This is a genomic window from Variovorax sp. GrIS 2.14 (assembly GCF_046115955.1).
Taxonomy (GTDB): domain Bacteria; phylum Pseudomonadota; class Gammaproteobacteria; order Burkholderiales; family Burkholderiaceae_C; genus Variovorax.
This window is the reverse complement of record NZ_JBJXIA010000002.1, coordinates 328111-350760: the sequence shown is the minus strand read 5'-3', so window position 1 is coordinate 350760 and position 22650 is coordinate 328111. Positions and strand designations below refer to the sequence as shown.

20 protein-coding genes are annotated in these 22650 nt (G+C 63.9%); 14 read left to right on the top strand and 6 right to left on the bottom strand.

Going from position 1 to position 22650, the window contains the following annotated elements:
* Window positions 1-36: 36 nt before the first annotated feature.
* The 12 genes from RCH10_RS05425 (at window position 37) to RCH10_RS05370 (ending at window position 12112) form a co-directional block, all read left to right on the top strand.
* Window positions 37-909, top strand: a complete 873-nt coding sequence (locus RCH10_RS05425; protein ID WP_409051589.1) for a TatD family hydrolase — start codon at window positions 37-39, stop codon at window positions 907-909.
* Window positions 910-1034: 125 nt separating this feature from the next.
* Window positions 1035-1412 (top strand): hypothetical protein, encoded by a 378-nt coding sequence (locus tag RCH10_RS05420; RefSeq protein ID WP_409051588.1) that lies wholly within the window; start codon window positions 1035-1037, stop codon window positions 1410-1412.
* 111 nt (window positions 1413-1523) lie between these two features.
* The gene (locus RCH10_RS05415; RefSeq protein ID WP_409051587.1) at window positions 1524-2276 is read left to right on the top strand and encodes a spermidine synthase; all 753 of its coding nucleotides are present in this window, start codon (window positions 1524-1526) and stop codon (window positions 2274-2276) included.
* A 3-nt stretch (window positions 2277-2279) separates the two neighbouring features.
* Window positions 2280-4106 (top strand): GspE/PulE family protein, encoded by a 1827-nt coding sequence (locus tag RCH10_RS05410; protein ID WP_409051586.1) that lies wholly within the window; start codon window positions 2280-2282, stop codon window positions 4104-4106.
* A 105-nt stretch (window positions 4107-4211) separates the two neighbouring features.
* A complete protein-coding gene (locus tag RCH10_RS05405) occupies window positions 4212-4700 on the top strand; it encodes a tripartite tricarboxylate transporter TctB family protein (protein WP_323497667.1) in 489 nt (162 codons plus the stop codon).
* 12 nt (window positions 4701-4712) lie between these two features.
* On the top strand, window positions 4713-6224 hold the full coding sequence (locus RCH10_RS05400; RefSeq protein ID WP_323497666.1) for a tripartite tricarboxylate transporter permease: 1512 nt from the start codon (window positions 4713-4715) through the stop codon (window positions 6222-6224).
* Between the two features lie 61 nt (window positions 6225-6285).
* Window positions 6286-7257, top strand: a complete 972-nt coding sequence (locus RCH10_RS05395; protein ID WP_323497665.1) for a tripartite tricarboxylate transporter substrate binding protein — start codon at window positions 6286-6288, stop codon at window positions 7255-7257.
* 5 nt (window positions 7258-7262) lie between these two features.
* Window positions 7263-8888, top strand: coding sequence for a gamma-glutamyltransferase family protein (locus RCH10_RS05390; protein ID WP_323500857.1), 1626 nt, complete (start codon window positions 7263-7265; stop codon window positions 8886-8888).
* Between the two features lie 6 nt (window positions 8889-8894).
* Window positions 8895-9842: a DMT family transporter gene (locus RCH10_RS05385; protein ID WP_323497663.1), complete on the top strand. Its 948-nt coding sequence runs from the start codon at window positions 8895-8897 to the stop codon at window positions 9840-9842.
* An 18-nt stretch (window positions 9843-9860) separates the two neighbouring features.
* Complete coding sequence (locus RCH10_RS05380) at window positions 9861-10664, top strand: SDR family oxidoreductase (protein ID WP_409051585.1); 804 nt, start codon at window positions 9861-9863, stop codon at window positions 10662-10664.
* A gap of 55 nt (window positions 10665-10719) precedes the next feature.
* A complete protein-coding gene (locus RCH10_RS05375; RefSeq protein ID WP_409051584.1) occupies window positions 10720-11706 on the top strand; it encodes a quinone oxidoreductase family protein in 987 nt (328 codons plus the stop codon).
* Window positions 11707-11719: 13 nt separating this feature from the next.
* Window positions 11720-12112, top strand: coding sequence for a response regulator (locus RCH10_RS05370; protein WP_323497660.1), 393 nt, complete (start codon window positions 11720-11722; stop codon window positions 12110-12112).
* Between the two features lie 24 nt (window positions 12113-12136).
* Here RCH10_RS05370 and RCH10_RS05365 read toward each other — a convergent pair whose 3' ends face one another.
* Window positions 12137-13057: a LysR family transcriptional regulator gene (locus tag RCH10_RS05365; protein ID WP_409051583.1), complete on the bottom strand. Its 921-nt coding sequence runs from the start codon at window positions 13055-13057 to the stop codon at window positions 12137-12139.
* Window positions 13058-13127: 70 nt separating this feature from the next.
* Here RCH10_RS05365 and RCH10_RS05360 point away from each other — a divergent pair, with 70 nt between their 5' ends.
* Complete coding sequence (locus tag RCH10_RS05360; protein ID WP_409051582.1) at window positions 13128-14150, top strand: bile acid:sodium symporter family protein; 1023 nt, start codon at window positions 13128-13130, stop codon at window positions 14148-14150.
* 4 nt (window positions 14151-14154) lie between these two features.
* Here the strand turns inward: RCH10_RS05360 and RCH10_RS05355 are convergent, their stop codons facing one another.
* The 4 genes from RCH10_RS05355 to RCH10_RS05340 form a co-directional block, all read right to left on the bottom strand.
* Entirely contained in the window at window positions 14155-15816 is a 1662-nt protein-coding gene (locus tag RCH10_RS05355; protein ID WP_409051581.1) for a Na/Pi cotransporter family protein, read from the bottom strand.
* A gap of 127 nt (window positions 15817-15943) precedes the next feature.
* Window positions 15944-16432, bottom strand: a complete 489-nt coding sequence (gene lspA, locus RCH10_RS05350) for a signal peptidase II (RefSeq protein ID WP_409051580.1) — start codon at window positions 16430-16432, stop codon at window positions 15944-15946.
* 13 nt (window positions 16433-16445) lie between these two features.
* Window positions 16446-19283 carry an isoleucine--tRNA ligase gene (gene ileS, locus RCH10_RS05345; RefSeq protein ID WP_409051579.1) on the bottom strand — a complete coding sequence of 946 codons (2838 nt, stop codon included), beginning with the start codon at window positions 19281-19283 and terminating at the stop codon, window positions 16446-16448.
* Window positions 19284-19398: 115 nt separating this feature from the next.
* Window positions 19399-20448, bottom strand: coding sequence for a bifunctional riboflavin kinase/FAD synthetase (locus RCH10_RS05340; protein ID WP_409051578.1), 1050 nt, complete (start codon window positions 20446-20448; stop codon window positions 19399-19401).
* A 188-nt stretch (window positions 20449-20636) separates the two neighbouring features.
* Here RCH10_RS05340 and RCH10_RS05335 point away from each other — a divergent pair, with 188 nt between their 5' ends.
* A complete protein-coding gene (locus tag RCH10_RS05335) occupies window positions 20637-21194 on the top strand; it encodes an HNH endonuclease (protein WP_323497653.1) in 558 nt (185 codons plus the stop codon).
* A gap of 39 nt (window positions 21195-21233) precedes the next feature.
* Here the strand turns inward: RCH10_RS05335 and RCH10_RS05330 are convergent, their stop codons facing one another.
* Entirely contained in the window at window positions 21234-22637 is a 1404-nt protein-coding gene (locus RCH10_RS05330) for an alpha/beta fold hydrolase (protein WP_409051577.1), read from the bottom strand.
* Window positions 22638-22650: the final 13 nt, after the last annotated feature.

The window sequence follows — 22650 nt, the reverse complement described above, 5'->3', positions numbered from 1 at the left end:
TGTGCCGCCTTGCATTCGTTCGGGCATCATCGGTCGATGGCTCTTTTCATTGATACCCATTGCCATCTGGATGCAGCTGAATTCGGGCTCGATGAGCCGGCAGTGCGCGCTCGCGCAGCCGCCAAAAACGTACGGCTGTGTGTCATTCCGGCGGTGGCGGCGTTCAACTTAGCAACCGTGCGCGATCTGGCCCACGCGCAGGGTGACGCCTATGCACTGGGCATCCATCCCCTCTGCACCGGCGACGCGCAGGACGATGATCTCGACTTGCTGGACGACGAGCTTGCGGCCCGCATCGACGACCCTCGCCTGGTCGCTGTCGGTGAGATCGGGCTCGACTACTTCGTCGAGGGTCTGGACAACGAACGACAGCAGCATTTCTTTCATGCCCAGCTGGTGCTGGCCCGAAAGTACGATTTGCCGGTCGTTATCCATGTACGACGTTCGGTCGACAAGGTGCTCAAGCATCTGCGCCAAGTCGGTGCCGGGCGCCCGTGGCAGGGCATCGCGCACGCTTTCAATGGCAGCGAACAGCAGGCGAACGCCTGTATCTCGCTCGGGCTCAAGCTGGGTTTCGGCGGCGCTGTGACCTTCGAGCGGGCCCTCCAGTTGCGGCGCCTTGCCGCCAGCCTGCCGCTCGACGCGCTGGTCATGGAAACAGATTCGCCCGACATTCAGCCGCACTGGCTCTATCGAACCGCAGAGCAGCGTCAGGACGGCTCGCCGCAGGCTCGCAATGAGCCCGGTGAACTGCCGCGCATCGCCGAAGTGGTGGCAGGCCTGCGCGGAATGTCGATCGATGTATTGGCGGAGGCGACAACCCGAAACGCCATCGCCGCATTGCCCAAGCTGGGCCCTCTGATCAATTCGCCGATCGACTTGTCGGTTCGGAACCACGAGGCCGCGTAGGCAAACGCCCCGACTTCGAAGCTTGTCTTCAACGTCAAGTTCTTTGGTGTCATCCTTGAAGCACCGTGGTTCGTTAGATCCACACAGTGACAAGTTCGTCACTCCAACTTTCAAGGAGATTCTTCATGAACGCATCTTTCATTCGCACCGTCCCGGCCGTGCTCGCCCTTGCCTTCGCATCGATCGGCCTGTCGGCCCAGGCGCAGACGACTGCACCGGCAACCGCGCCGGCCGTTGCTCCCGCACCGACGGTGACAGAGCGCGCCAAGGAGACCACCAAGGACGCTGTCGACGCGACCAAGAGCGGCACCAAGAAGGCCTACAACGCGACCAAGCGCGGCACCAAGAAGGCCTACCACGCGACCAAGCGCGTCGCCAAGAAGGGCGCTAACGTCGTCGAAAACGCAGGCCACAGCACCGCCAACGGCATGCGTGCCGCAGGCGCCAAGATCGGTGAAAAGATTCCCGGCACCGCAGAGAACGCAGCTGCCAAGAAGCAGTGAACCTGAACTGATCGTCGGCTGATCGCTTGTCGATCGGCTGCTTGGTTCGACTCAACGAAAAACCCGCCGTGGCGGGTTTTTCGTCGTTCGGATGGCATCATCCGCACCCGCATGGCCACTAAAACGATGTCCCTCCCTGAAGTCAATTTTTCCGATTGGGGAGACGTGCGCTACCTGCACCTGGGCACCGAGTGGGTCCAGGGTTCCATGAAGATCGATGCTCCTTTTGAGATTGAGCTCGAATATGTGCAGCGCATGATGGCCTGGCTGTTGTTCGTCGAACCCACGAGCGTGGCCAGCAGACATGCGATGCAACTAGGGCTCGGCGCCGCGACGCTGACCAAGTTCAGCCGCAAGACATTGCGCATGCGAACCACTGCCGTCGAACTCAATCCACAAGTCGTGGCCGCCTGCCGTGGCTGGTTCAAGCTGCCGGCCGACGACGCCAAGCTGCAGATCGTCATCGCCGATGCCGCAGTAGAAATCAAGAAGCCGAAATGGCATGGCACCGTCGATGCGTTGCAGGTCGATTTGTACGACCACGAGGCCGCAGCGCCGGTGCTCGACAGCGAAGACTTCTATGCCGACTGCCGCGCTCTGCTGACCGAGGACGGCTGCATGACGGTCAACCTGTTCGGTCGCTCGTCGAGCTATGAGAAAAGTCTGGAAAAGATCAGTGCGGCGTTCGGTGTCGGCGCGGTGTGGGCCTTCAAGCCGACCCGCGAAGGCAACACCGTGGTGCTGGCCCAGCGCACGGCCAGTGAACCCAAGCGCGCCGCGCTTGCCGACCGGGCGCAAACCATACAGACTCGATGGGGTCTGCCTGCGCCCAAGTGGCTGCGGGTCTTCAAACCTCAGACCTGATTCATGAGTGCCGCTCCCCGCTCCGTTCAACCCGCCGCTGCGATTCCCCCCGGCACCGCGGCCGCAAAGGCGCTGACCCGATACGAAGGGCCGCTCGATCTGCGGCATCTCATCGAATGGCTGGCACGCGACGGCGTTATCTCACCCGAAGAAGCCAAGCGCACCATCGCCCGCTGCGCCCAGGCTGAAAGCCGGCAGGCGCCGTTGGTGCGGCTTGCCAACGTTGCGATGACGCGCGAGAAAGACGGCAAGCCGCTCGATCTGGAAATGCTGACGCAGTGGCTGGCCGGTCGCGCAGGCCTGGCCTACCTCCGCATCGATCCGTTGAAGGTCGACGTGGGCAAGGTCGCCGACACCATGAGCGCGGCCTATGCCGAACGCCACAAGGTACTGCCCATTCAGGTGACGCCGAGTGAAGTCGTCATTGCCACAGCCGAGCCTTTTCTGACCGACTGGGTTTCCGAAGTCGAGCGGCAGGCGCGCCGATCGGTGCGCCGCGTAGTGGCCAATCCGACCGACATCCAGCGGTACACGGCCGAATTTTTCGCCCTCGCCAAGTCGGTCAAGGCTGCGCAAAAAGCGGGCGGCAACACGGGCGGCGCGAGCTTCGAGCAGTTGGTCGAGCTCGGCAAGAGCAACAAGCAGCTCGACGCCAACGACCAAAGCGTGGTGCAGGTGGTCGACTGGCTCTGGCAATACGCATTCGACCAGCGTGCCAGCGACATCCATCTGGAGCCACGGCGGGAACAGGGCGTGATCCGCTTTCGCATCGACGGCGTGCTCCACCCGGCCTACCAAATGCCGATGGGTGTCATGAACGCGATGGTCGCGCGCATCAAGCTGCTCGGCCGCATGGACGTGGTCGAAAAGCGGCGCCCGCTCGACGGCCGCATCAAGACCCGCAACATGCGCGGCGACGAAGTCGAAATGCGTCTGTCGACTTTGCCGACCGCCTTCGGCGAGAAGATGGTGATGCGGATCTTCGACCCCGACACCGCGGTGAAAGATCTGGATGCGCTCGGCTTCGCGCAGCACGACGCCAAGCGCTGGGAGCAGCTCGTGACACGGCCGCACGGCATCATCCTGGTGACCGGCCCAACCGGCTCCGGCAAGACGACCACGCTCTATTCCACCTTGAAGCGCGTCGCGACCGAGCAGGTCAACGTGAGCACCATCGAAGACCCGATCGAAATGATCGAGCCTTCGTTCAACCAGACGCAGGTGCAGCCGCAACTCGACTTCGGATTTACCGAAGGCCTGCGCGCCCTGATGCGGCAGGACCCGGACATCATCATGGTCGGCGAAATTCGCGACCTGGCCACGGCCGAAATGGCGGTGCAGTCGGCACTCACCGGCCACCTGGTTTTCAGCACGCTGCACACCAACGACGCACCGAGCGCCATCACGCGGCTAATGGAGCTGGGTGTGCCGTCGTACCTCATCAACGCAGTGATGCTTGGTGTGCTGGCGCAGCGGCTGGTGCGTACGCTGTGCACGCACTGCAAGCTGCCCGACGAGTCGATCACGCGCGAGAAACTTGCCGAGTTCGTCAAGCCCTGGCAGATCACCGGTTCGGTCAGCGCGTACAAGCCGATCGGTTGCGTCGACTGCCGCATGACCGGCTACATGGGGCGCATGGGCCTCTATGAATTGCTCAGCATCAGCGAGGCTTTCAAGGCGCAGGTCAACAAGGAGCCGAACCTCGGCGCCTTGAAGCGTCAAGCCGTCACCGACGGCATGCGACCTCTTCGGCTTGCCGGCGCTCTGCGCGTGGCTGAAGGCCTCACCACCATCGAAGAAGTGCTGAGCGCTACCCCGCCGCTCGACTGAACTTCGGGGTTATCCCTAGGCTTGCATTAGGTGGAATCCACATCGTCCTGACCTCTGCCTGACCACACAATCGCGTGGTTCGAAATATGTCGAGGAGACGGGTTCATGAAAATTAAAAGTCAGAAAGACTTTTTCTCGGGACTGATGTTCGCCATCACCGGGATCGCGTTCGCCTGGGGCGCGACGACCTACAACGTGGGCAGTGGTGCCCGGATGGGGCCGGGTTACTTTCCGCTGATGCTGGGCGTCGTGATGTCAGCTATCGGGCTCGTCATCATCTTCACCGCGCTCACAGTTGAGACCTCCGATGGCGAAAAGATCGGCAGGTGGGCGTGGAAGCAGGTGGTCTTCATCCTGTTGGCCAACTTTGCTTTTGGCGTGCTGCTCGGCGGCTTGCCCAGCATCGGCTTGCCGGCCATGGGTCTCATCGTCGCCATCTACGCGCTCACGCTCATCTCGAGCCTGGCGGGCAACGAGTTCAACCTGGTCAAGGTGATCGTTCTCGCCACGGTGCTGGCTGCGGGCAGCTATGTCGCGTTCATCCTGGCGCTCAAGCTGCAAATTCAGGTGTGGCCCACCTTCATCACGGGTTAAGGGAGCACACACATGGACCTGATTCATAACCTCTCGATCGGCTTCGGCGTCGCGTTCACCTTCACGAACCTGCTGTACTGCCTGATCGGCTGCATTCTGGGCACGCTCATCGGCGTGCTGCCCGGCATTGGCCCGGTCGCGACCATCGCGATGCTGCTGCCTGCGACCTATGCGCTGCCACCGGTGTCGGCACTCATCATGCTGGCCGGCATCTACTACGGCGCGCAGTATGGCGGCTCGACGACTGCCATTCTGGTGAACCTGCCGGGAGAATCGTCCTCGGTGGTAACTGTCATCGACGGCTATCAAATGGCGCGACGAGGGCGAGCCGGACCTGCGCTCGCAGCGGCTGGCCTGGGCTCGTTCTTCGCGGGCTGCGTCGGCACGTTGATCCTTGCCGCCTTCGCACCGCCGCTGACCGAACTGGCCTTCAAGTTCGGCCCGGCCGAATACTTCTCGCTGATGATCCTGGGCCTGATCGGTGCCGTGGTGCTGGCCTCGGGTTCGCTGTTGAAGGCGATCGCGATGATCGTGCTGGGCCTCTTGATGGGCCTGGTCGGCACCGACGTCAACTCGGGCGTCGCGCGCTACAGCTTCGACATTCCTGAACTCACCGACGGCATCGGCTTCGTCGCCATCGCCATGGGCGTGTTCGGCTACGGCGAAATCATCGCCAACCTGTCGCAGCCCGATGAAGACCGCGAAGTGTTCACCGCCAAGGTGACCGGCCTGTTCCCGACCAAGGAAGACTTCCGCAACATGGTCCCGGCAATCCTGCGCGGCACAGCGCTCGGTTCTGCCCTCGGCATCCTGCCCGGAGGCGGTGCTTTGCTGGCCTCGTTCGCGGCCTACACCATCGAGAAGAAGACCAAGTTGCGCCCGGGCGAAGTGCCTTTCGGCAAGGGCAACATCCGCGGCGTGGCCGCACCCGAATCGGCCAACAACGCCGGCGCGCAAACGTCGTTCATCCCGCTCTTGACGCTCGGCATTCCGCCCAACGCGGTGATGGCGTTGATGGTCGGCGCCATGACCATCCACAACATCCAGCCGGGTCCGCAGGTCATGACCAGCAACCCTGAACTGTTCTGGGGCCTGATCGCATCGATGTGGATCGGCAACGCGATGCTGGTGATCCTGAACCTGCCGCTTATCGGCATGTGGATCAAGCTGCTGTCGGTGCCGTACAAGTACCTGTTTCCGTCCATCGTGCTGTTCTGCGCGATCGGCGTTTACTCGACCAACAACAACACCTTCGACATCTGGCTGGTGGGTATCTTCGGCTTCATCGGCTACCTGTTCTACAAGCTGGGGTGCGAGCCTGCGCCGCTGCTGCTCGGCTTCATCCTGGGGCCGATGATGGAAGAGAACCTGCGGCGCGCGCTCTTGTTGTCGCGTGGCGACTGGAGCGTTTTCGTGTCGCGGCCGATCTCGGCGGGCCTGCTGGCGGCTGCGTTGCTGCTGCTGGTGATCGTGCTGTTGCCGGCAGTCAAGAACAAGCGCGAAGAGGCGTTTGTCGAAGAGTAGGCACAGCGCATCGGAACAAGCGAGCGGCACCTTGGGGTGCCGTTTTGCTTTAATCGACGGCATGCAGCGCAACCACTTTCTTCGAGCGTCGCTCGCCATGGCCGGGGTATTCACCTTCGGCGGCGCCTGGGCGCAGACCTATCCCACCAAGCCGATCCGCCTCGTAGTGCCGTTCCCGGCCGGCGGCGCCACCGATCTTTTCGCACGCACGTTGTCGCAGAAGATGGGCGAAAAGCTCGGCGCCACGCTGGTGGTCGAGAACCGGCCCGGTGCCGGCGGCGCGATCGGGTCCGACATCGCGTCCAAGGCGACGCCGGACGGCTACACGCTGCTGCTCGCCACCACCAGCACGCACTCGATCGGCCCGGCCATGACCGTCAAACTGCCGTACGACACGGTGCGCGACTTCACGCCGATCGCGCACGTGGGCGACGCGCCGAGCGTGATGCTGGTGCCCAACGACGCACCCGCCAAGACGGTGCGCGAGTGGATCGACTACGCCAAGAAGAACCCCGGCAAGCTCAACTACGCATCGAGCGGCAACGGCACCATCGTGCAGTTGACGGCGGAACTGTTCAAGTCGCAGGCCGGCATCTTCGTGACGCACATTCCGTACAAGGGCACGGCGCTGGCCATCCCCGACCTGATCAGCGGCAAGATCGACGTGCTCTTCGATTCTTTGCCGACCGGCATGCCGCACGTGCGCGACGGCCGGTTGCGCGCGCTGGGCGTGACGACGCTCAAGCGCAGTCCGTTGGCACCGGATTTGCAACCCATCGCCGAAGTGCTGCCGGGCTTCGAGTCGAACACCTGGTTTGGCCTGTATGGGCCGAAGGCGCTGCCGGCGAATCTGGTCACGCGCATCAACACTGCCGCCAACGAGGCGCTGGCCGACCCGGAGGTGCGCGCCAAGCTGTCGCGCCTCGGCATCGAGCCGACCACCAGCACCCCGCAGGAGCTGGCCAGCATGGTCGCTGCCGACGCGGCCAAGTGGAAAAAGATCATCACCGACCGCAACATCAAAAACGACTGAGCTCCATGAAATTCGACTACGGCAATCCCTATACGTCCACGCGCATTCCTGTCTTCGCGCGCAACGTGGTATCGACCTCGCACCCGCTCGCGGCGCAGGCCGGGCTGCGCATCCTGCAACAGGGCGGCAACGCAGTAGACGCGGCGGTAGCGGCCGCCGCCGTGATGACCTTGGTCGAGCCGGTAAGCAACGGCCTGGGCAGCGATTCGTTCTGCATCCTGTGGGACGGCAAGAAGCTGCATGGACTCAATGCATCGGGTTGCGCGCCGCAAGCCTGGACGCCCGACTACTTCAAGCGCAAGTACGGTGCCGACGCCCGCACGCCGCCGCAGCGCGGCATGGATTCGGTGACGGTACCCGGCGCGGTCGCGAGTTGGGTCGCGTTGAGCGAGCGCTTCGGCAAGCTGCCGTTCGCCGACCTGATGGCGCCCGCCATCGAGACGGCCGAGCGCGGCTATCTGGTGCCGCCGGTGGTCCAGCAAAAGTGGGAGGCCGCGACGTCGCTCTTGCAATCGCAGCCGGGCTTTGCACAAGGCTTCTTGCCATGGGGCCGCGCGCCCGAAGTCGGAGAACTCTTCAGGTTTGCCGCGGCCGCACGCGCGTTCAAGTCGATCGCGGCCAGCAAGGGCGAATCGTTCTATCGCGGTGAGATTGCCGCGGCGATCGAGAAGTTTTCGACCGCCAACGGCGGCAGCCTGAAAGCCAGCGACCTCGCCAATTGGAAGCCCGAATGGGTCGAACCGATCTCGCGCGACTACCGCGGTTACACGTTGCACGAGATCCCGCCCAATGGCCAAGGCATCGCAGCGTTGATCGCGCTTGGCATCCTCGAGAAGTTCGACATCGCCTCGATGCCGGTCGACTCGGTGGCGTCGCAACATCTTCAGATCGAGGCGATGAAGCTCGCCTTTGCCGACGTGTACCACCACGTGGCCGAGTCATCGGCGATGGCGGTGACCCACCTGCAAATGCTCGATGACGACTACCTGGCCTCGCGTGCCAAACTGATCGACGTGAAAAAAGCGCAGAACTTCGGCGTCGGCAACCCTGTCAAGGGCGGCACCATCTACCTCACCGCGGCGGACGAGAGCGGGATGATGGTGAGCTTCATCCAGAGCAACTACATGGGCTTCGGGTCGGGCTGCGTCGAGCCTGAGTTCGGCATCAGCCTGCAGAACCGCGGACACGGCTTCAACCTCGACCCGGCAAGTGCCAATGTCGTGGCACCCGGCAAGCGGCCTTTCCACACCATCATTCCGGCTTTTCTTACCAAGGGTGGGCAGCCGGTCATGAGCTTCGGCGTGATGGGCGGCAACATGCAGCCGCAAGGGCATATGCAGACTCTCGTGCGCATGCTCGACTACAAGCAGAACCCGCAGGCCGCCTGCGATGCGCCACGCTGGCGTTTCAACGCGGGACTCGAGATCAACGTCGAGTCGGCGATGAACCCGAAGACGATCGAAGGGCTCGGCGCGCTCGGCCATCGCATGGAAGTCATCAACGACTCGTACCAGGACTTCGGTGCCGGGCAGTTCATCTGGCGCGTCGGTGAAGAAAAGGGCAATCCGGCCGTCGAGGGTTACGTGGCGGCCAGCGATGCGCGACGCGACGGCGTGGCCGCAGGATTCTGATCGCCTGTGTCATCCGCCACGACTGCAGCCGACGCACAGGCACATAGCAAGTCCATCGCTGGCGGGCTCGTGTTGGCCACGGTCGGCGCGATCGCTTTCAGCGGCAAGGCGATCATCGTCAAGCTCGCGTATCGGCATGGTGTCGACGCGGTCACGCTCATCATGCTGCGCATGCTGTTCGCGCTGCCGTTGTTCGTGATCATGGCGTGGTGGTCGGGTCGCGGCAAGCCGGCGCTCACCACGCGCGACTGGATCGGCGTGTTCGGCCTTGGCTTTTCGGGCTACTACCTCGCAAGCTTTCTCGACTTTGCGGGGCTGGCCTATATCTCGGCCGGATTCGAGCGCTTGATCCTGTACCTCAACCCGACCTTGGTGCTGTTGTTCGGCTGGCTTTTGTATCGGCGCCGCGCCTCGCGTGCTCAGATCGTGGGCATGGTCATCAGCTACACCGGCGTGCTGCTGGTGTTCGGCCACGAGTTGCTGAGCAGCGGCGCAAGCCGAGGCGGAACCAGCGGAACCGATGCGGCGTGGGGCACCTTGCTGTGCTTCTTGAGTGCGGTGAGCTACGCGGGCTACCTTATCTACAGCGGTGAGTTCGTCAAGCGGCTCGGCTCGCTGCGGCTGGTCGGGCTGGCGACCAGCGTGGCCTGCGTGCTGTGCATCGCGCAATTCGTGCTGCTGCGGCCGATGAGCGCGGCGTTCGAAGTGGCACCGCAAGTCATATGGTTGTCAGTGCTCAACGCGACGCTGTGCACCGCGGTGCCGGTGTTGATGGTGATGATGGCGATCGAGCGCATCGGCGCGGCGGTCACTGCGCAAACCGGCATGGTCGGTCCGGTATCGACCATCCTGATGGGCTCGTTGATATTGGGCGAGCCGTTCACCGCATGGATCGCCGCGGGCACGGCGCTGGTCATCGCGGGTATCTTTGTTTTCACACGGTCGGGCCGTTAGCGCCCAAGGAGCAACCCCATGGATTTTGGAATCGCAGGCAAGACGGCGCTGGTGTGCGGCGCGAGCAAGGGTCTCGGCTTCGGCAGTGCGCTGGCGCTGGTGCAGGAGGGCGTGAACGTGGTGATCGTCGCGCGCGGCGCCGAGGCGCTCGAAGCCGCTGCGGTCAAGCTGCTGGCGGCACGCGCGGGCGGGTCTGCGGCGGCGACGCCGTGGGTCAAGACCGTGGCGGCCGACATCACGACCGAGGCCGGTCGTGCGGCTGCTTTTGCGGTGCACTCCGACTTCGACATCGTCGTCACGAACGCGGGTGGTCCGCCTCCCGGCGACTTTCGCGACTGGGATCGCGAAGCGTGGATCAAGGCAGTCGACGCCAACATGCTGACGCCGATCGAACTCATCAAGGCCACGGTCGACGGCATGGCGGCACGTGGCTTCGGGCGTATCGTCAACATCACATCGAGCTCTGTGAAGGCGCCGATCGACATCCTCGGCTTGTCGAACGGGGCCCGCAGCGGGCTCACCGGCTTCGTGGCAGGCGTGGCGCGCACGAGCCTCGCGGCCAAGGGCGTGACCATCAACAACCTGCTGCCGGGCGCCTTCGATACCGATCGGCTCAAGGGCACCATGGCCGGCACCGCCAAGAAGACCGGGCAAGACATCGACGCGATTCGCGCGGCCCGGCAAAAGGCCATCCCGGCGGGGCGCTTCGGCAACCCTGAGGAGTTCGGAGCCATCTGCGCTTTCTTGTGCAGCATGCAGGCGGGCTACGTGAATGGACAAAACGTGCTGGCCGATGGCGGTGCCTACCCAGGCACTTACTGACGAGCGGCCCGGCCGCGATCGTGGCACCATGCGCCTCTGATTTTTGGAGACATCGATGAAGAGCAAAGCCGTCCGCATCGACCGCCATGGCGGTCCCGAAGAACTGAAGATCGTGGAGGTCGATGTCGGCGAGCCCGGCCCCGGTGAAATACGCATCCGCCACAAGGCGGTCGGTTTGAACTTCATCGACACCTACCAGCGCAGCGGGCTCTATCCGTTTGCGATGCCGCTGCAACTCGGCATGGAGGCATCGGGCGTCGTCGAGGCGGTGGGCGAGGGCGTGACGCACCTGAAGGCCGGCGACCGTGCGGCATATGCCAGCCAGCCGCCGGGCAGCTACTGCGAAGTGCGGGTCATGCCTGCCAAGTGCGTCTGCAAGCTGCCCGATGCCATCTCGTTCGAGACTGGCGCCGCCATGATGCTGAAGGGGTTGACAGCCCATTACCTGCTCAAGAAAACACTGCCGGCCGAAGGCTTGCAGGCGGGCGACTTCATCCTTTTTCACGCCGCTGCGGGTGGCGTCGGGCTCATCGCTTGCCAATGGGCGAAGGCGTTGGGACTGCAGTTGATCGGTACCGCCGGCAGCGACGCCAAGTGCAAGATGGCGCTCGACCATGGTGCTGCATTCGCCATCAACTACAGCACCGAAAACTTCGCGGAGCGTGTGAAGGAAATTACCGGCGGCAAGGGCGTGAAAGTGGTCTACGACTCGGTCGGCAAAGACACTTTCGAAGGCTCGCTGGCCTGCCTGCGACCCTTCGGCTTGCTCGCCATCTTCGGCAACGGCTCCGGCGCGGTGCCGCCGTTCAACCTGGGCAAGCTGGCTTCCGGCGGATCGCTGTACGTGACGCGGCCGACCTTGTTCACGCACATCGCCACGCGAGAGGCGACGCAAGCGGCGGCCGACGATCTGTTCAAGGTCGTCGAAAGCGGCGCAGTCAAGATCTCGATCGACCAGCGTTACCCGCTCACCGAAGTGGCGCAGGCGCATCGCGACCTCGAAGCGCGCAAGACCACGGGTTGCACGGTGCTGACGCTCTGAACCAGTCTTGGCCATGAACACCGTCAGAACCTACATCGTCGAAGACAACGCGACCATCCGTGAGAACCTCGTCGGCACATTGCGCGAAGTGGCGCGTGTCGAAACTGTCGGTGAGGCCGAGACCGAAGACGAGGGTACAGCCTGGCTCACGCATAACCGCGGCAAGTGGGACCTGGCCATCATCGATCTGTTCCTGAAAGAAGGCAGCGGCATGAACGTGATCGAAGCCTGCCGCGACCGGTCATCCACGCAAAGGCTCGTGGTGTTGAGCAACCATACGACGCGCCATGTGCGCCAGCGCTGTGCCGAGCTCGGTGCCGACGCGGTATTCGACAAGGCCACCGAAATCGATGACCTGATCGACTTCTGCCTGCGCCAGCGGCAAGAGCAAACTAACCACCACTGACGCACGACGCCCACGCGACGCCGATCAGCTTGCACGAGCTTGGCCGCTAGGGGCGCCTGCGGCTTCAACAGTCTCGCGCACGAGCCTCCATACCCGTTCTGCCACGGGCGACAGCGCCCGGTTGCGCCGCCGTATCAGCATGATGGTGCGCTGCACCCGTGGTGTCAGCGGGCGCACCACCAGGTCGCCCAAGCCCCCGGGCGGCAACGACAACGCCGGCATCACGCTGATGCCGATGCCCGCTTCGACCATGCGAAACACGGTGGTCGGATGGCCGAGTTGCTGCGTCACCCGGCACGATGCACCGTGCTTTTTTAACGCGTCGTCGATCAGGCGTCGACTCCCGGAAGCGTGGTCGAGCAGCACCAGTTCCGCGCCATCGAGTGCCGACCATCGAACGCTCTTTTTTTGCGCAAAGGGATGTTCGGGAAGCGTCACGATCACGAAGGGATCGCTCAACATGGTTTCGAAATGCAGGTCGTCGGTGGCCGAAGGCTCGATCACGACGCCGAAGTCGACTTCGCCGCTGCGCACGCTGTCCAGCACGTCTTGCTGAATGCGGTCGAGCAGCATGAAATGGATTCCGGGCGCGGCCGTGGCGCATGCCGCGATGCACGCCGGCATGAGGTTGGCCGAAAGCGTCGGGCTGCTGGCCACACGCACCTTGCCGCCGCTCGCATTCGCGAGCCCGGCCACGTCCTGAAGCGTCTGGTCGAGCTCGTCGAGCACGCGATCGAGCCGCGCCGCCAGCGATTGGCCGGCCTCGGTCAGCGCCACCTCGCGCGTGGTGCGATCGAGCAGTTTCAGGCCGAGCTGTGACTCGAGTTCCAGGATGGCGCGGCTCACGGCCGGCTGCGTCAGGCCGACCTGATCCCCGGCGCGGCTGAAGTTGCGGCCCTCCGCAACCGACCGGAAAACCCTGAGCTGACGCAGCGTGACGTTCATGCACCAGAATCATATATCCATTAGATAAATCGATTTCTCTTTTGAATGCGGTCGCGTTCCAATAGGTGCCATGGCCCGTTCACGCTTCCTCCCCGACAACTTCACGCTCGCGCTGGTTTCGACCGTCGTGCTCGCCAGCCTGCTTCCCGCGAGCGGCGGCGGCGCCGTGTTCTTCGGGCGACTGACGACCTTCGCGATCGGCCTGCTGTTCTTTTTGCACGGGGCCAAACTCTCGCGCGAGGCGATCCTGGCGGGCATCACGCATTGGCGCCTGCACCTTTTGGTGTTCGCCTGCACCTTCATCTTGTTTCCGGTGCTCGGCCTTGCGCTCAAACCGGTGTTGCTGCCGCTCGTCACGCCCGAGCTGTACACAGGCATCCTGTTTCTTTGCGTGCTGCCGGCCACGGTGCAGTCCGCCATCGCTTTCACCTCGATGGCGCGCGGCAACGTGCCGGCTGCCGTGTGCAGCGCATCGGCGTCGACGCTGCTCGGTGTCTTCATCACGCCGTTGCTGGTCAATCTTGTCGTGGTGCAGCACGCCAGTGCGGGTGCATCGCTCGACTCCATCGGCCGGATCCTGCTGCAGTTGATGGCGCCGTTCGTCGCAGGCCATTTGTTGCGCCCGCTGATCGGCGGCTGGATCAAGCGCCGCGCGTCCATCCTCACATATGTGGACCGTGGCTCGATCCTGCTGGTGGTCTATACGGCCTTCAGCGCCGCCGTGATTGAAGGGCTCTGGAAGCAGGTGCCGATCGGTGCACTGGCCGGCTTGCTGCTGGTGTGCGGCGTGCTGTTGGCCTTGGCGCTGGTCAGCACCACCTGGCTGGCCCGCAAACTTGGCTTCGACAAGGCCGACGAGATCACGATCGTGTTCTGTGGCTCGAAGAAAAGCCTGGCCAGCGGCATTCCGATGGCACAGGTGCTGTTCGCGGCGCACACGGTCGGCGCGATCGTGCTGCCGTTGATGCTGTTCCATCAGATGCAGTTGATGGTGTGCGCGTATCTGGCACAGCGCTATGCGCGGCGGCCGCTGACCGAAGTGCCACCGAAGGTGGCGGAACAAGCCAAGGCCGCAAGGTCGGTCGGCCCCTAGGTTTTCAGGCTTTGAGTTCGCCGAGCCGCGACTCGCGCAGCCGGCTCGGTGAAAGCACACCGGCCGAGTCCAGGATCGGATAGGCGATCGAACAGATGTGCGAGTTGATGCGCTTCAGGTCGCTGATCAGGTCGATGTGCAGCGAGCTGGTTTCGATGCTCAGGGCCGTCTGGTTCGACAGCCGGCCGAGGTGCGTGGTCGCATAGGCGCGCTCCAGGTCGCGAAAGCGTGCTTTCTCTTGCAGCAGCTTTTGCGCATCGCGCACGTTGCCGTTCAGGAACACGCTCATGCTCAGGCGCAGGTTGGCGATCAGCCGCTCGTGCAGTTCGACGATCTCCTTCATGCCGGCGTCCGAAAAATTGCGCTGCGGCTTGATCTTCTTGTCTTCGATGTCGATGATCACGCGCTCGATGATGTCGCCGATCTGTTCCATGTTGATCGTGAAGCTGATGATGTCCGTCCAGCGTTTGCTCTCTTCTTCGCCGAGCGCCTCGCGCGAAATCTTCGTCATGTAGTACTTGATGGCCGAGTAGAGCTCGTCCACCGTGTCGTCGAGCTTGCGAAGCTCTTGCGCGAGCCGCAGGTCGTTGTTGCGCAGTACGTTGAGCATGCCGATCAGCATGGTCTCCACGATGTCGGCCTGGTGCAAGGCCTCGCGCGCCGCGTTCGAGATGGCGAGCGAGGGCGTCGAGAGGGCCGATGGATCGAGATGGTGCGGCCGCTGCGTCGCGGTGTTTGCGACTGGCACCGGCATCGCGCGCGACACCAGGCGCGCGACCATGTCTGTAAAGCCGATGAAGCCGAGGCTCACGAACACGTTGAAGGCCAGGTGATACAGCACCACCAGAGAGGTGGCGTCTGAAACGAAGTGGCGCGCTTCGCGCAAATAGAGGCCGACGAAGGGTGCCGCGATGGCGACACCGGCAATCTTGAAGATCAGGTTGCCGACGGTCACCTGGCGCACCGGTACCGGTGACTTGGCGGTCGTGAGGACCGCCAGCAAGCCGCTGCCCAGGTTGGCGCCGAGCACGAGGCCCAACGCCACGTCGAGCGGGACCACGTTCGAACTCGCCATGGCCGCGACCAGCAGCACCACCGCCAAACTGGAATAGGCGACCACCGCGAAGACCGCACCGATGGTGATCTCGAGCAGCACGTCGCTGTTGAGCGATGCCAGCAATGCGCGCACCGCCGGTGAAGAAAACAGCGGCCCGGTGGTAGCGACCACCAGTTGCAGCGCGAGCAGCATGAGCCCGAGGCCGATCAGCACGCGACCGACCCGACCTGCGGCGCTGGCAGAGCGCGTGATGAAGAGCACTACGCCGACGAAGATGAAGAGCGGCGACAGCCACGAAAGGTCGGTGGAAAAAAGCACCGACATCAGCGCCGTACCGACGTCGGCACCGCGCATGACAGCCAGCGCTGCCGGCAGCGTGACCAGCCCCGCGCCGACGAAGGATGAAGTCATCAGCGAGGTCGCGGTGCTCGACTGCACCAGCGCCGTGACGCCGATGCCCGACAGCGCGGCCGTGAAGCGGTTGCGCATACTTCGCACGAGGATCTTGCGCAGGTTGGCGCCGAAGACGCGCAACACGCCGGTGCGAACGAGATGGGTTCCCCAGACCAGCAACGCGATGGCTGCCAGCAGGTTCAATAAATGCTTCATCGGGAAAGGCTAACACCCCAGGTTGCTGCCAATTGCGTGTCGCCTTCGCCTGTCCTCTGCGAAGGGGTGCGTGCCTGTAGTCCTCCTCGGCCGGCCCCGCGTCGAGTCCCAAAGGGAGGGGCCGCGCCTACTTGCCTCGTCTGACCCGACGAAGCTCGTCCAGCACCAGACAGATCGCTCCCAACGTGATGGCGCTGTCAGCCACGTTGAACGCCGGGAAGTGCCAGTTGCCGACGTAGAAGTCGAGAAAGTCGACCACGTAGCCATGCATCATCCGGTCGATCACGTTGCCGATCGCGCCGCCGAGGATGGATGCCATGGCAAACGAAAACAGCTTCTGGCCGGCGTGCGTCTTGAGCATCCACAAGATGAAAACGGCAGCCGCCACGCCGATGGCGGTGAACAGCCAGCGCTGCCAGCCCGAGTGGTCCGCCAGGAACGAAAACGCCGCACCTGTGTTGTGGGCCCGCACGATGTTGAAGAAGCCGGTGACGGGCGTGTGATCGCCAAGCCGGTAGTAGCCCAGGATCAGCGTCTTGGTGAACTGGTCGACGATCAGCACGATCGCTGCCCAGCCTAGCCAGGGCCACAGGCTGCCGCCGCGCGACAAGGTCATGGTGCGCGCCATGTCAGGCAACGCTCCGCACTTCGCCCGCACCGTACAGGTTGCTGGTGCAACGGCCGCAGATGGTCGGGTAGGCCGCGTCGTGGCCGACATCGGCGCGGTAGTGCCAGCAGCGCTCGCATTTGACTTCGCTCGATGCGACGACCACGGTCGACATCGCTGTGCCTGACAGCAGCGCGACGTCCGACGCGATGAGGACGAACTTCAGGTCGTCGCCGAGGGACTGCAGCAGTGCGTGATCTTCCGGCGGCGCCGTCAGTTGCAGCGTGGCTTGCAGCGACGAGCCGACCTTGCCTTCGGCCCGCACTGTTTCGATTTCCTTGTTGACGCCATCGCGGATCTCCCGGATGCGGCTCCACTTGGCGAGCAACGCGTTGTCAGCGGTGCCGAGGTCGGTGTACGTCTGCGTGAAGATCGATTCAGTGTGGCCCAGCACGCGCCACGCTTCTTCCGCGGTGAAGCTCAGGAACGGCGCCATCCAGCGCAGCATCGCCTGCGAGATGTGCCAAAGCGCGGTCTGCGCACTGCGGCGTGCCAGCGAGCCCGGCGCGGTCGTGTAGAGCCGGTCTTTCAGGATGTCGAGGTAGAAGCCGCCCAAGTCTTCCGAGCAGTAGATCTGAAGCTTGGCGACCACCGGATGGAATTCGTACACCTGATAGTGCGCGAGGATCTCGGCCTGGAATTGCGCTGCGCGGCTGAGCGCATAGCGGTCGATCTCGAGCATGCGGTCCAGCGGCACCGCATCCTTGGCGATGTCGAAGTCGCTGGTGTTAGCCAGCAGGAAGCGCAGCGTGTTGCGGATGCGGCGATAGCCGTCGACCACGCGCGCGAGGATCTTGTCGTCGCCCGCGATGTCACCTGAATAGTCGCTTGCTGCCACCCACAGGCGGATGATTTCTGCGCCCAGCTTCTTGCTGACTTCCTGCGGGTCGAGCCCGTTGCCGAGCGACTTGCTCATCTTGCGGCCTTGCGCATCGATGGTGAAGCCGTGCGTCAGCAGCCCACGGTACGGCGCACGGCCTTCGAGCGCGCAGGCGATCAGCAGCGATGAGTGGAACCAGCCGCGGTGCTGGTCGTGGCCTTCGAGGTACAGGTCGGCTTCGGGGCCCGTTTCGTGAAAGCCCGGTGCGTGCGTGCCGCGCAGCACGTGCCAGAACGTCGAGCCCGAGTCGAACCAGACTTCGAGGATGTCGGTGCTCTTGGTGTAGCTCGACGCGTCGTCGGCGCCGAGGATCTCTTCGGTCGTGACGCGGCTCCAGGCCTCGATGCCGCCGGCCTCGACGATGCTGGCCGCCTGGTCCAGGATCTCCATCGTGCGCGGGTGCAACTCGCCCGAATCCTTGTGCAGGAAGAACGGGATCGGCACGCCCCAGCTGCGCTGGCGCGAGATGCACCAGTCGGGCCGGTTGGCGATCATGTCGTGCAGGCGCGACTTGCCGTTCTCTGGGTAGAAGGTCGTCTGTTCGATGGCGTCGAGCGCGGTCTGGCGCAAGGTCTTGGGCGCCTTGTCCTTGGTGAACACGCCTTCGCCTTCGTCCATGCGGATGAACCATTGGGCCGCGGCCCTGTAGATGACCGGCGACTTGTGGCGCCAGCAGTGCGGGTAGCTGTGCGTAATGGTTTCTGTCGTCATCAGGCGGCCGGCATCGCGCAGCGCGGCGATGACTTCGGGCACCGCCTTCCAGATGTTCTTGCCGCCGAACAACGGAAAGTCGGCCGCATAGCTGCCGTTGCCTTGTACCGGATTCAGGATGTCGTCGATCGTCAGCCCGTGTGCGATGCAGGAGTTGAAGTCGTCCACGCCATAGGCGGGCGAGGAGTGGACCAGGCCGGTGCCGTCGGTGGCGGTGGCGTAGTCGGCCAGGTACACCGGCGACAGGCGCTGGTAGCCCGCGTCGACGTCATAGAGCGGGTGCTCGAACTCCAGGCCACCGAGCGCCTCGCCCTTGACGGTGGCCAGCACCTTTCCATCGAGCGCATAGCGCGTCATGCACATCTCGACCAACGAGTTGGCCAGGATCAGCAGACCGCGCTCGGTGTCCACCAGCGAATACTCGAGCTCGGGGTTCAGGTTGATCGCCTGATTCGCCGGGATGGTCCAGGCGGTGGTGGTCCAGATGACGGCGAACACATCGCCCAGCACGTCGGGCCGGCCGAAGGCTTCGAGCACCTTGGTGCGTTCGTGCGCTTTGAAGGCGACGTCAATGGTTTGCGACTTCTTGTCGGCGTATTCGATCTCGAACTCGGCCAGCGATGAGCCGCAGTCGAAGCACCAGTACACCGGCTTCAGGCCGCGGTAGACGAAGCCGCGCTCGATCACGCGCTTGAAGGCGCGCAGCTCGCCGGCCTCGTTAGCGAAGTCCATCGTCTTGTACGGATGCGTCCATTCGCCCAGCACGCCCAGGCGCTGGAAGTCAGTCATCTGCTGCGCGATCTGCTCGGTCGCGAAGGCGCGGCTTTTGGCCTGCATGTCGTCGCGGCTCAGGTTGCGGCCGTACTTCTTTTCGATCGCGTTCTCGATCGGCAGGCCGTGGCAGTCCCAGCCCGGCACATAGAGCGCGTCGAAGCCTTCGAGCTGTCGCGCCTTGATGATCATGTCCTTCAGGATCTTGTTGACGGCGTGGCCCATGTGGATCTGCCCGTTGGCGTACGGAGGGCCGTCGTGCAGGATGAACTTGGGCGCGCCCATGCGGGCGTCGCGCAGGCGCTGGTAGCGGCCTTCGTCTTCCCATTCCTTGACCCAGCCCGGCTCGCGTTTGGCCATGTCGCCGCGCATCGGGAAGGGGGTGTCGGGCAGGTTGAGAGTGGCGCGGTAGTCGGTCGAGGAGGGGGTGTCGGACATGATTGAGTACGGAACAGGGCTTCGACAGGCTCAGCCCGAACGGGTCAGCGTCGGAACGGAGGGGAAAGCCGTTCGCCCTGAGCTTGTCGAAGGGCGGCAGCACGAGCGTGCAAGGCTAAATTCGGTCGCGCGTGGTCTGGCGGTGGGTTTCTGCGTGGGTCTGCACAAGCATGGACGCGAAGAACGCGCGCGCGTCCCGGCCATCCTTCGCGATGCCTGCAGTCAGGGCTTCGAGGCTGGTGTAGCGCAATTCGTCGTGCAGTTTTGAGAGCAGTTCCACGCGAACGATTTTACCGTAGGCACCTTCGATGCCGAGTTGCGAGGGCCACTCCAAGCAATGCGTTTCGAGCAGCACACGACCGGCGTTCACGTCGTTGGCATCGAGCGACGGCCGCACGCCGAGGTTGGCAACGCCCGGCAGCGGCTTGTCGCCGAGGCCGTGCACCAGCACCGCGAAGATGCCACTGGCCGCCGGTTTCCAATGCTTGAACCGCAGGTTGAGCGTGCGAAAACCGTCGTCCTTGCCCGGCGCCGACGCACCCAGGGCCCGACCGAGCTTGCGGCCGTGCACCACATGGCCCGAGATGGCATAAGGGCGACCAAGCAGCGTCTGTACCTCTTTCATGCGTCCGGCCTCCAGCGCCTCGCGCACGGCCGAACTCGACACCCTCAGGCCATGCACTTCGTAGCTGTTCATGCGCGCCACGTCGAAACCGTTCGCGTCACCGGCAGCGTCGAGCATCGCGTAGTCGCCGGCGCGCTTGGCACCGAAGCGGAAGTCGTCACCCACCAGCACATAGCGGGCGCCGAGGCCTTCGACAAGTACGTCGCGCACGAATTCATCGGGGGTTTGCGAGGCGAGCCGATTGTCGAAAGGCAACACGATGGTCTGCGCCACACCGCCGGCAGCGAGCTCGGCCAGCTTGTCGCGAAGGGTGCCGATGCGGGCTGGCGCGAGCTCCGGTCGCTTCGCAAGCGCCGCGAAGTAATCGCGCGGATGCGGCTCGAAAGTCAGCACGCAACTCGGCAGGCCGCGCTGACGGGCCTCGGTGTTCAAGAGCGCGAGCATGGCCTGATGGCCACGATGGACGCCGTCGAAATTGCCGATGGTCAGGGCGCAGGCTTTAGCCACACCCGGGTGCCGAAAACCGCGAAAAACCTGCATAGGCGTTGTCGAATTGATCTCTTTTTGATAGCAGCCCGCGCCCGTCAAATGGGCTCGCAGCAGCGATTTGTCACAAAGCCGGTATATTGTGACGCAGTGAGTCAATTGCCCTCTGTTCAGGGGTGCCTGCGACTCACCGTGTGCATCCGGTCTTTCCGTGGTTCTTCCCTTTTTTGAGGAGACGTGTGGTGAAGGTCTTGAAACTGTCGGCCCAAGGGCTGCCCCAGTCGTGGATATCGCTCGAACAGGCGGTAATTCACTACGCGGCGGACGAAGTTCGCTGGGAGGTGGGCGCGCAGGTGGCGGTGTATCGCGGTGGGCACAACGCTGTGACCGGGCTGCAGTCGCAGATCGCGATCAACAGCATCATCGGCACGAAGGGCGTGCCGCGCATCAATCCTTTCACGCAGCGCCCCGGGCTGACCAACAGCAAGCTGTTCTCCCGTGACCGGGGTTTCTGCGCCTATTGCGGCGGCCACTTCCACGACGACGAACTCACGCGCGAGCACATCATTCCGTTTGCGCAAAACGGCATCGACGTGTGGATGAACGTGGTCACGGCCTGCAAGCCCTGCAACCACCGCAAGAGCAGCCGCACGCCGGAGCAGGCGAACATGCCGCTGCTCTACGCGCCCTATGTGCCCAGCCTGTGGGAAGACTTCATCTTGCGCAACCGCCGTATCCTCGCGGATCAAATGGAGTTCCTGATGGCGCACCTGCCGCACAGCTCGCGCTTGCACGGTTAGCAGCGCCGCTCTCCAATTCCGCTGCGGCCTCCGGACGACTTAGTACGTCAGTTCGAGCAACGTGATGTTGCCTTGCGCCGCGGGCCAGGTCTGGCCTGCGACGCGCTCCCCGTTGAACTCTCCGGCAATCGACCGCTGCACGTCGGCCGCCAGCTTGATCTTCGACGACGACACGCCTGAACCGCGCGGCGGAACACCCGGCAGCGCGTTTTGTCCGTCGAAGCGCATGGTGTCCCGTTCAGCGTCCAAGTAGCCTCGCGGTCGCGTGAAGATCACGATGGCTTTCGCATCGCGGTCTGCCGGCGCAATGCGTTCAGGCCGCAGGTTGATGACGTTGCTGCTGCGCGGGAAGGGGCTGCGGTAGACATGTGTGGTGGCATAGCCCGGCGCCGTGATCTCGAACTCGTAGGCGGTGCCGGACTGTGCTCCGAACGGTCCCCAGCGGCCGTCGGCGCCGATCGTCTTGCGATGGACCGGTTCGCCGGTGCGAGCGCCCGTGCTGGCATCCGTTGCATAGACCGCCAACTGCGCGCCCACGATCGGGATGTTATTGGTGAACTGACCGCTCGCCGGATCGATGCTCGAAAGCCCGAGGCCGGTGAGGCGCCCGTCGAGCACGACTGTGGACTCTGGTGTCACGGCGGTGGTCCTCGGTGCCTCGCCCACCAGAAACTGCCAGGTCGCGGCGAAGGCCGCCGGCGAGAACGACGTCTCGCGGTGATCGACACGCGGTAGCACGATGTTGGTCGCGCCCTTCAGCGCCGGCGCGTCGTAGCCGATGTTCGTCGGCTTGCCGGGCGCACCGATCCACACGCCATCGGGTTGCGCGAACTTGTCGTTGTTGTCGGAGCGCAGCGTGAGCCAACGGACGCCGGACGTGACCTCGTCGCCGCTCGGTCCCTTGGGCATGTTCAGTTGCTGAATGAGGGCCGAGCGCGCCGAAAATTCACTGCGTTCGTTGAAGCCCGGCACGTTCCAGATGCCGTGGGCGGGGTTTCCGCCCAGCACCACGGCGCTGACCTTGCCAGCGCCGCCGTAGTTTTGTACGTAGTTGCGGATCGTGTTGCCGCCACGCGAGTTGCCAAGCAGCACGACCTTGCTGGCGCCCGTCGCTTTCAGCACTTTGTCGACTTCGGTTTGCAGAAAGGCTGCGGACTCCGCCGTCGAAGTGCGGCCCGGTTGAGCGATGGTGTCGTCGTCCCGCGCCAGCGGCATCGGCTGGTCGACGGCGAACAGCCGATCACGTGGCCAGCCGTTCGACTCGAAGCGCCAGATCGTCGTCTGCCAAAGCGCTGCTGAATCGCCATTGCCGTGCATGAACACGATCGGCGGACGCTCGGTCGACGACGGGGAAGGCGCGGTGGCGCAGGCGGTGAGCATGGTGACGGCGACGGCCGTGGCCAAACCCGCAATGAGGACTGTGCGACGTGTGTACGTGGGCATTACAAGCTTCGTT

Excerpts from the sequence above, each read along its gene's own strand:
- RCH10_RS05370 (WP_323497660.1), top strand. The coding sequence starts at position 11,720 with ATGAACACCGTCAGAACCTACATCGTCGAAGACAACGCGACCATCCGT.
- RCH10_RS05340 (WP_409051578.1), bottom strand. The coding sequence starts at position 20,448 with ATGCAGGTTTTTCGCGGTTTTCGGCACCCGGGTGTGGCTAAAGCCTGC.
- ileS (WP_409051579.1), bottom strand. The coding sequence starts at position 19,283 with ATGTCCGACACCCCCTCCTCGACCGACTACCGCGCCACTCTCAACCTG.
- lspA (WP_409051580.1), bottom strand. The coding sequence starts at position 16,432 with ATGACCTTGTCGCGCGGCGGCAGCCTGTGGCCCTGGCTAGGCTGGGCA.
- RCH10_RS05410 (WP_409051586.1), top strand. The coding sequence starts at position 2,280 with ATGAGTGCCGCTCCCCGCTCCGTTCAACCCGCCGCTGCGATTCCCCCC.
- RCH10_RS05375 (WP_409051584.1), top strand. The coding sequence starts at position 10,720 with ATGAAGAGCAAAGCCGTCCGCATCGACCGCCATGGCGGTCCCGAAGAA.
- RCH10_RS05380 (WP_409051585.1), top strand. The coding sequence starts at position 9,861 with ATGGATTTTGGAATCGCAGGCAAGACGGCGCTGGTGTGCGGCGCGAGC.
- RCH10_RS05355 (WP_409051581.1), bottom strand. The coding sequence starts at position 15,816 with ATGAAGCATTTATTGAACCTGCTGGCAGCCATCGCGTTGCTGGTCTGG.
- RCH10_RS05360 (WP_409051582.1), top strand. The coding sequence starts at position 13,128 with ATGGCCCGTTCACGCTTCCTCCCCGACAACTTCACGCTCGCGCTGGTT.
- RCH10_RS05395 (WP_323497665.1), top strand. The coding sequence starts at position 6,286 with ATGCAGCGCAACCACTTTCTTCGAGCGTCGCTCGCCATGGCCGGGGTA.
- RCH10_RS05400 (WP_323497666.1), top strand. The coding sequence starts at position 4,713 with ATGGACCTGATTCATAACCTCTCGATCGGCTTCGGCGTCGCGTTCACC.
- RCH10_RS05365 (WP_409051583.1), bottom strand. The coding sequence starts at position 13,057 with ATGAACGTCACGCTGCGTCAGCTCAGGGTTTTCCGGTCGGTTGCGGAG.
- RCH10_RS05415 (WP_409051587.1), top strand. The coding sequence starts at position 1,524 with ATGGCCACTAAAACGATGTCCCTCCCTGAAGTCAATTTTTCCGATTGG.
- RCH10_RS05405 (WP_323497667.1), top strand. The coding sequence starts at position 4,212 with ATGAAAATTAAAAGTCAGAAAGACTTTTTCTCGGGACTGATGTTCGCC.
- RCH10_RS05390 (WP_323500857.1), top strand. The coding sequence starts at position 7,263 with ATGAAATTCGACTACGGCAATCCCTATACGTCCACGCGCATTCCTGTC.
- RCH10_RS05330 (WP_409051577.1), bottom strand. The coding sequence starts at position 22,637 with ATGCCCACGTACACACGTCGCACAGTCCTCATTGCGGGTTTGGCCACG.
- RCH10_RS05425 (WP_409051589.1), top strand. The coding sequence starts at position 37 with ATGGCTCTTTTCATTGATACCCATTGCCATCTGGATGCAGCTGAATTC.
- RCH10_RS05420 (WP_409051588.1), top strand. The coding sequence starts at position 1,035 with ATGAACGCATCTTTCATTCGCACCGTCCCGGCCGTGCTCGCCCTTGCC.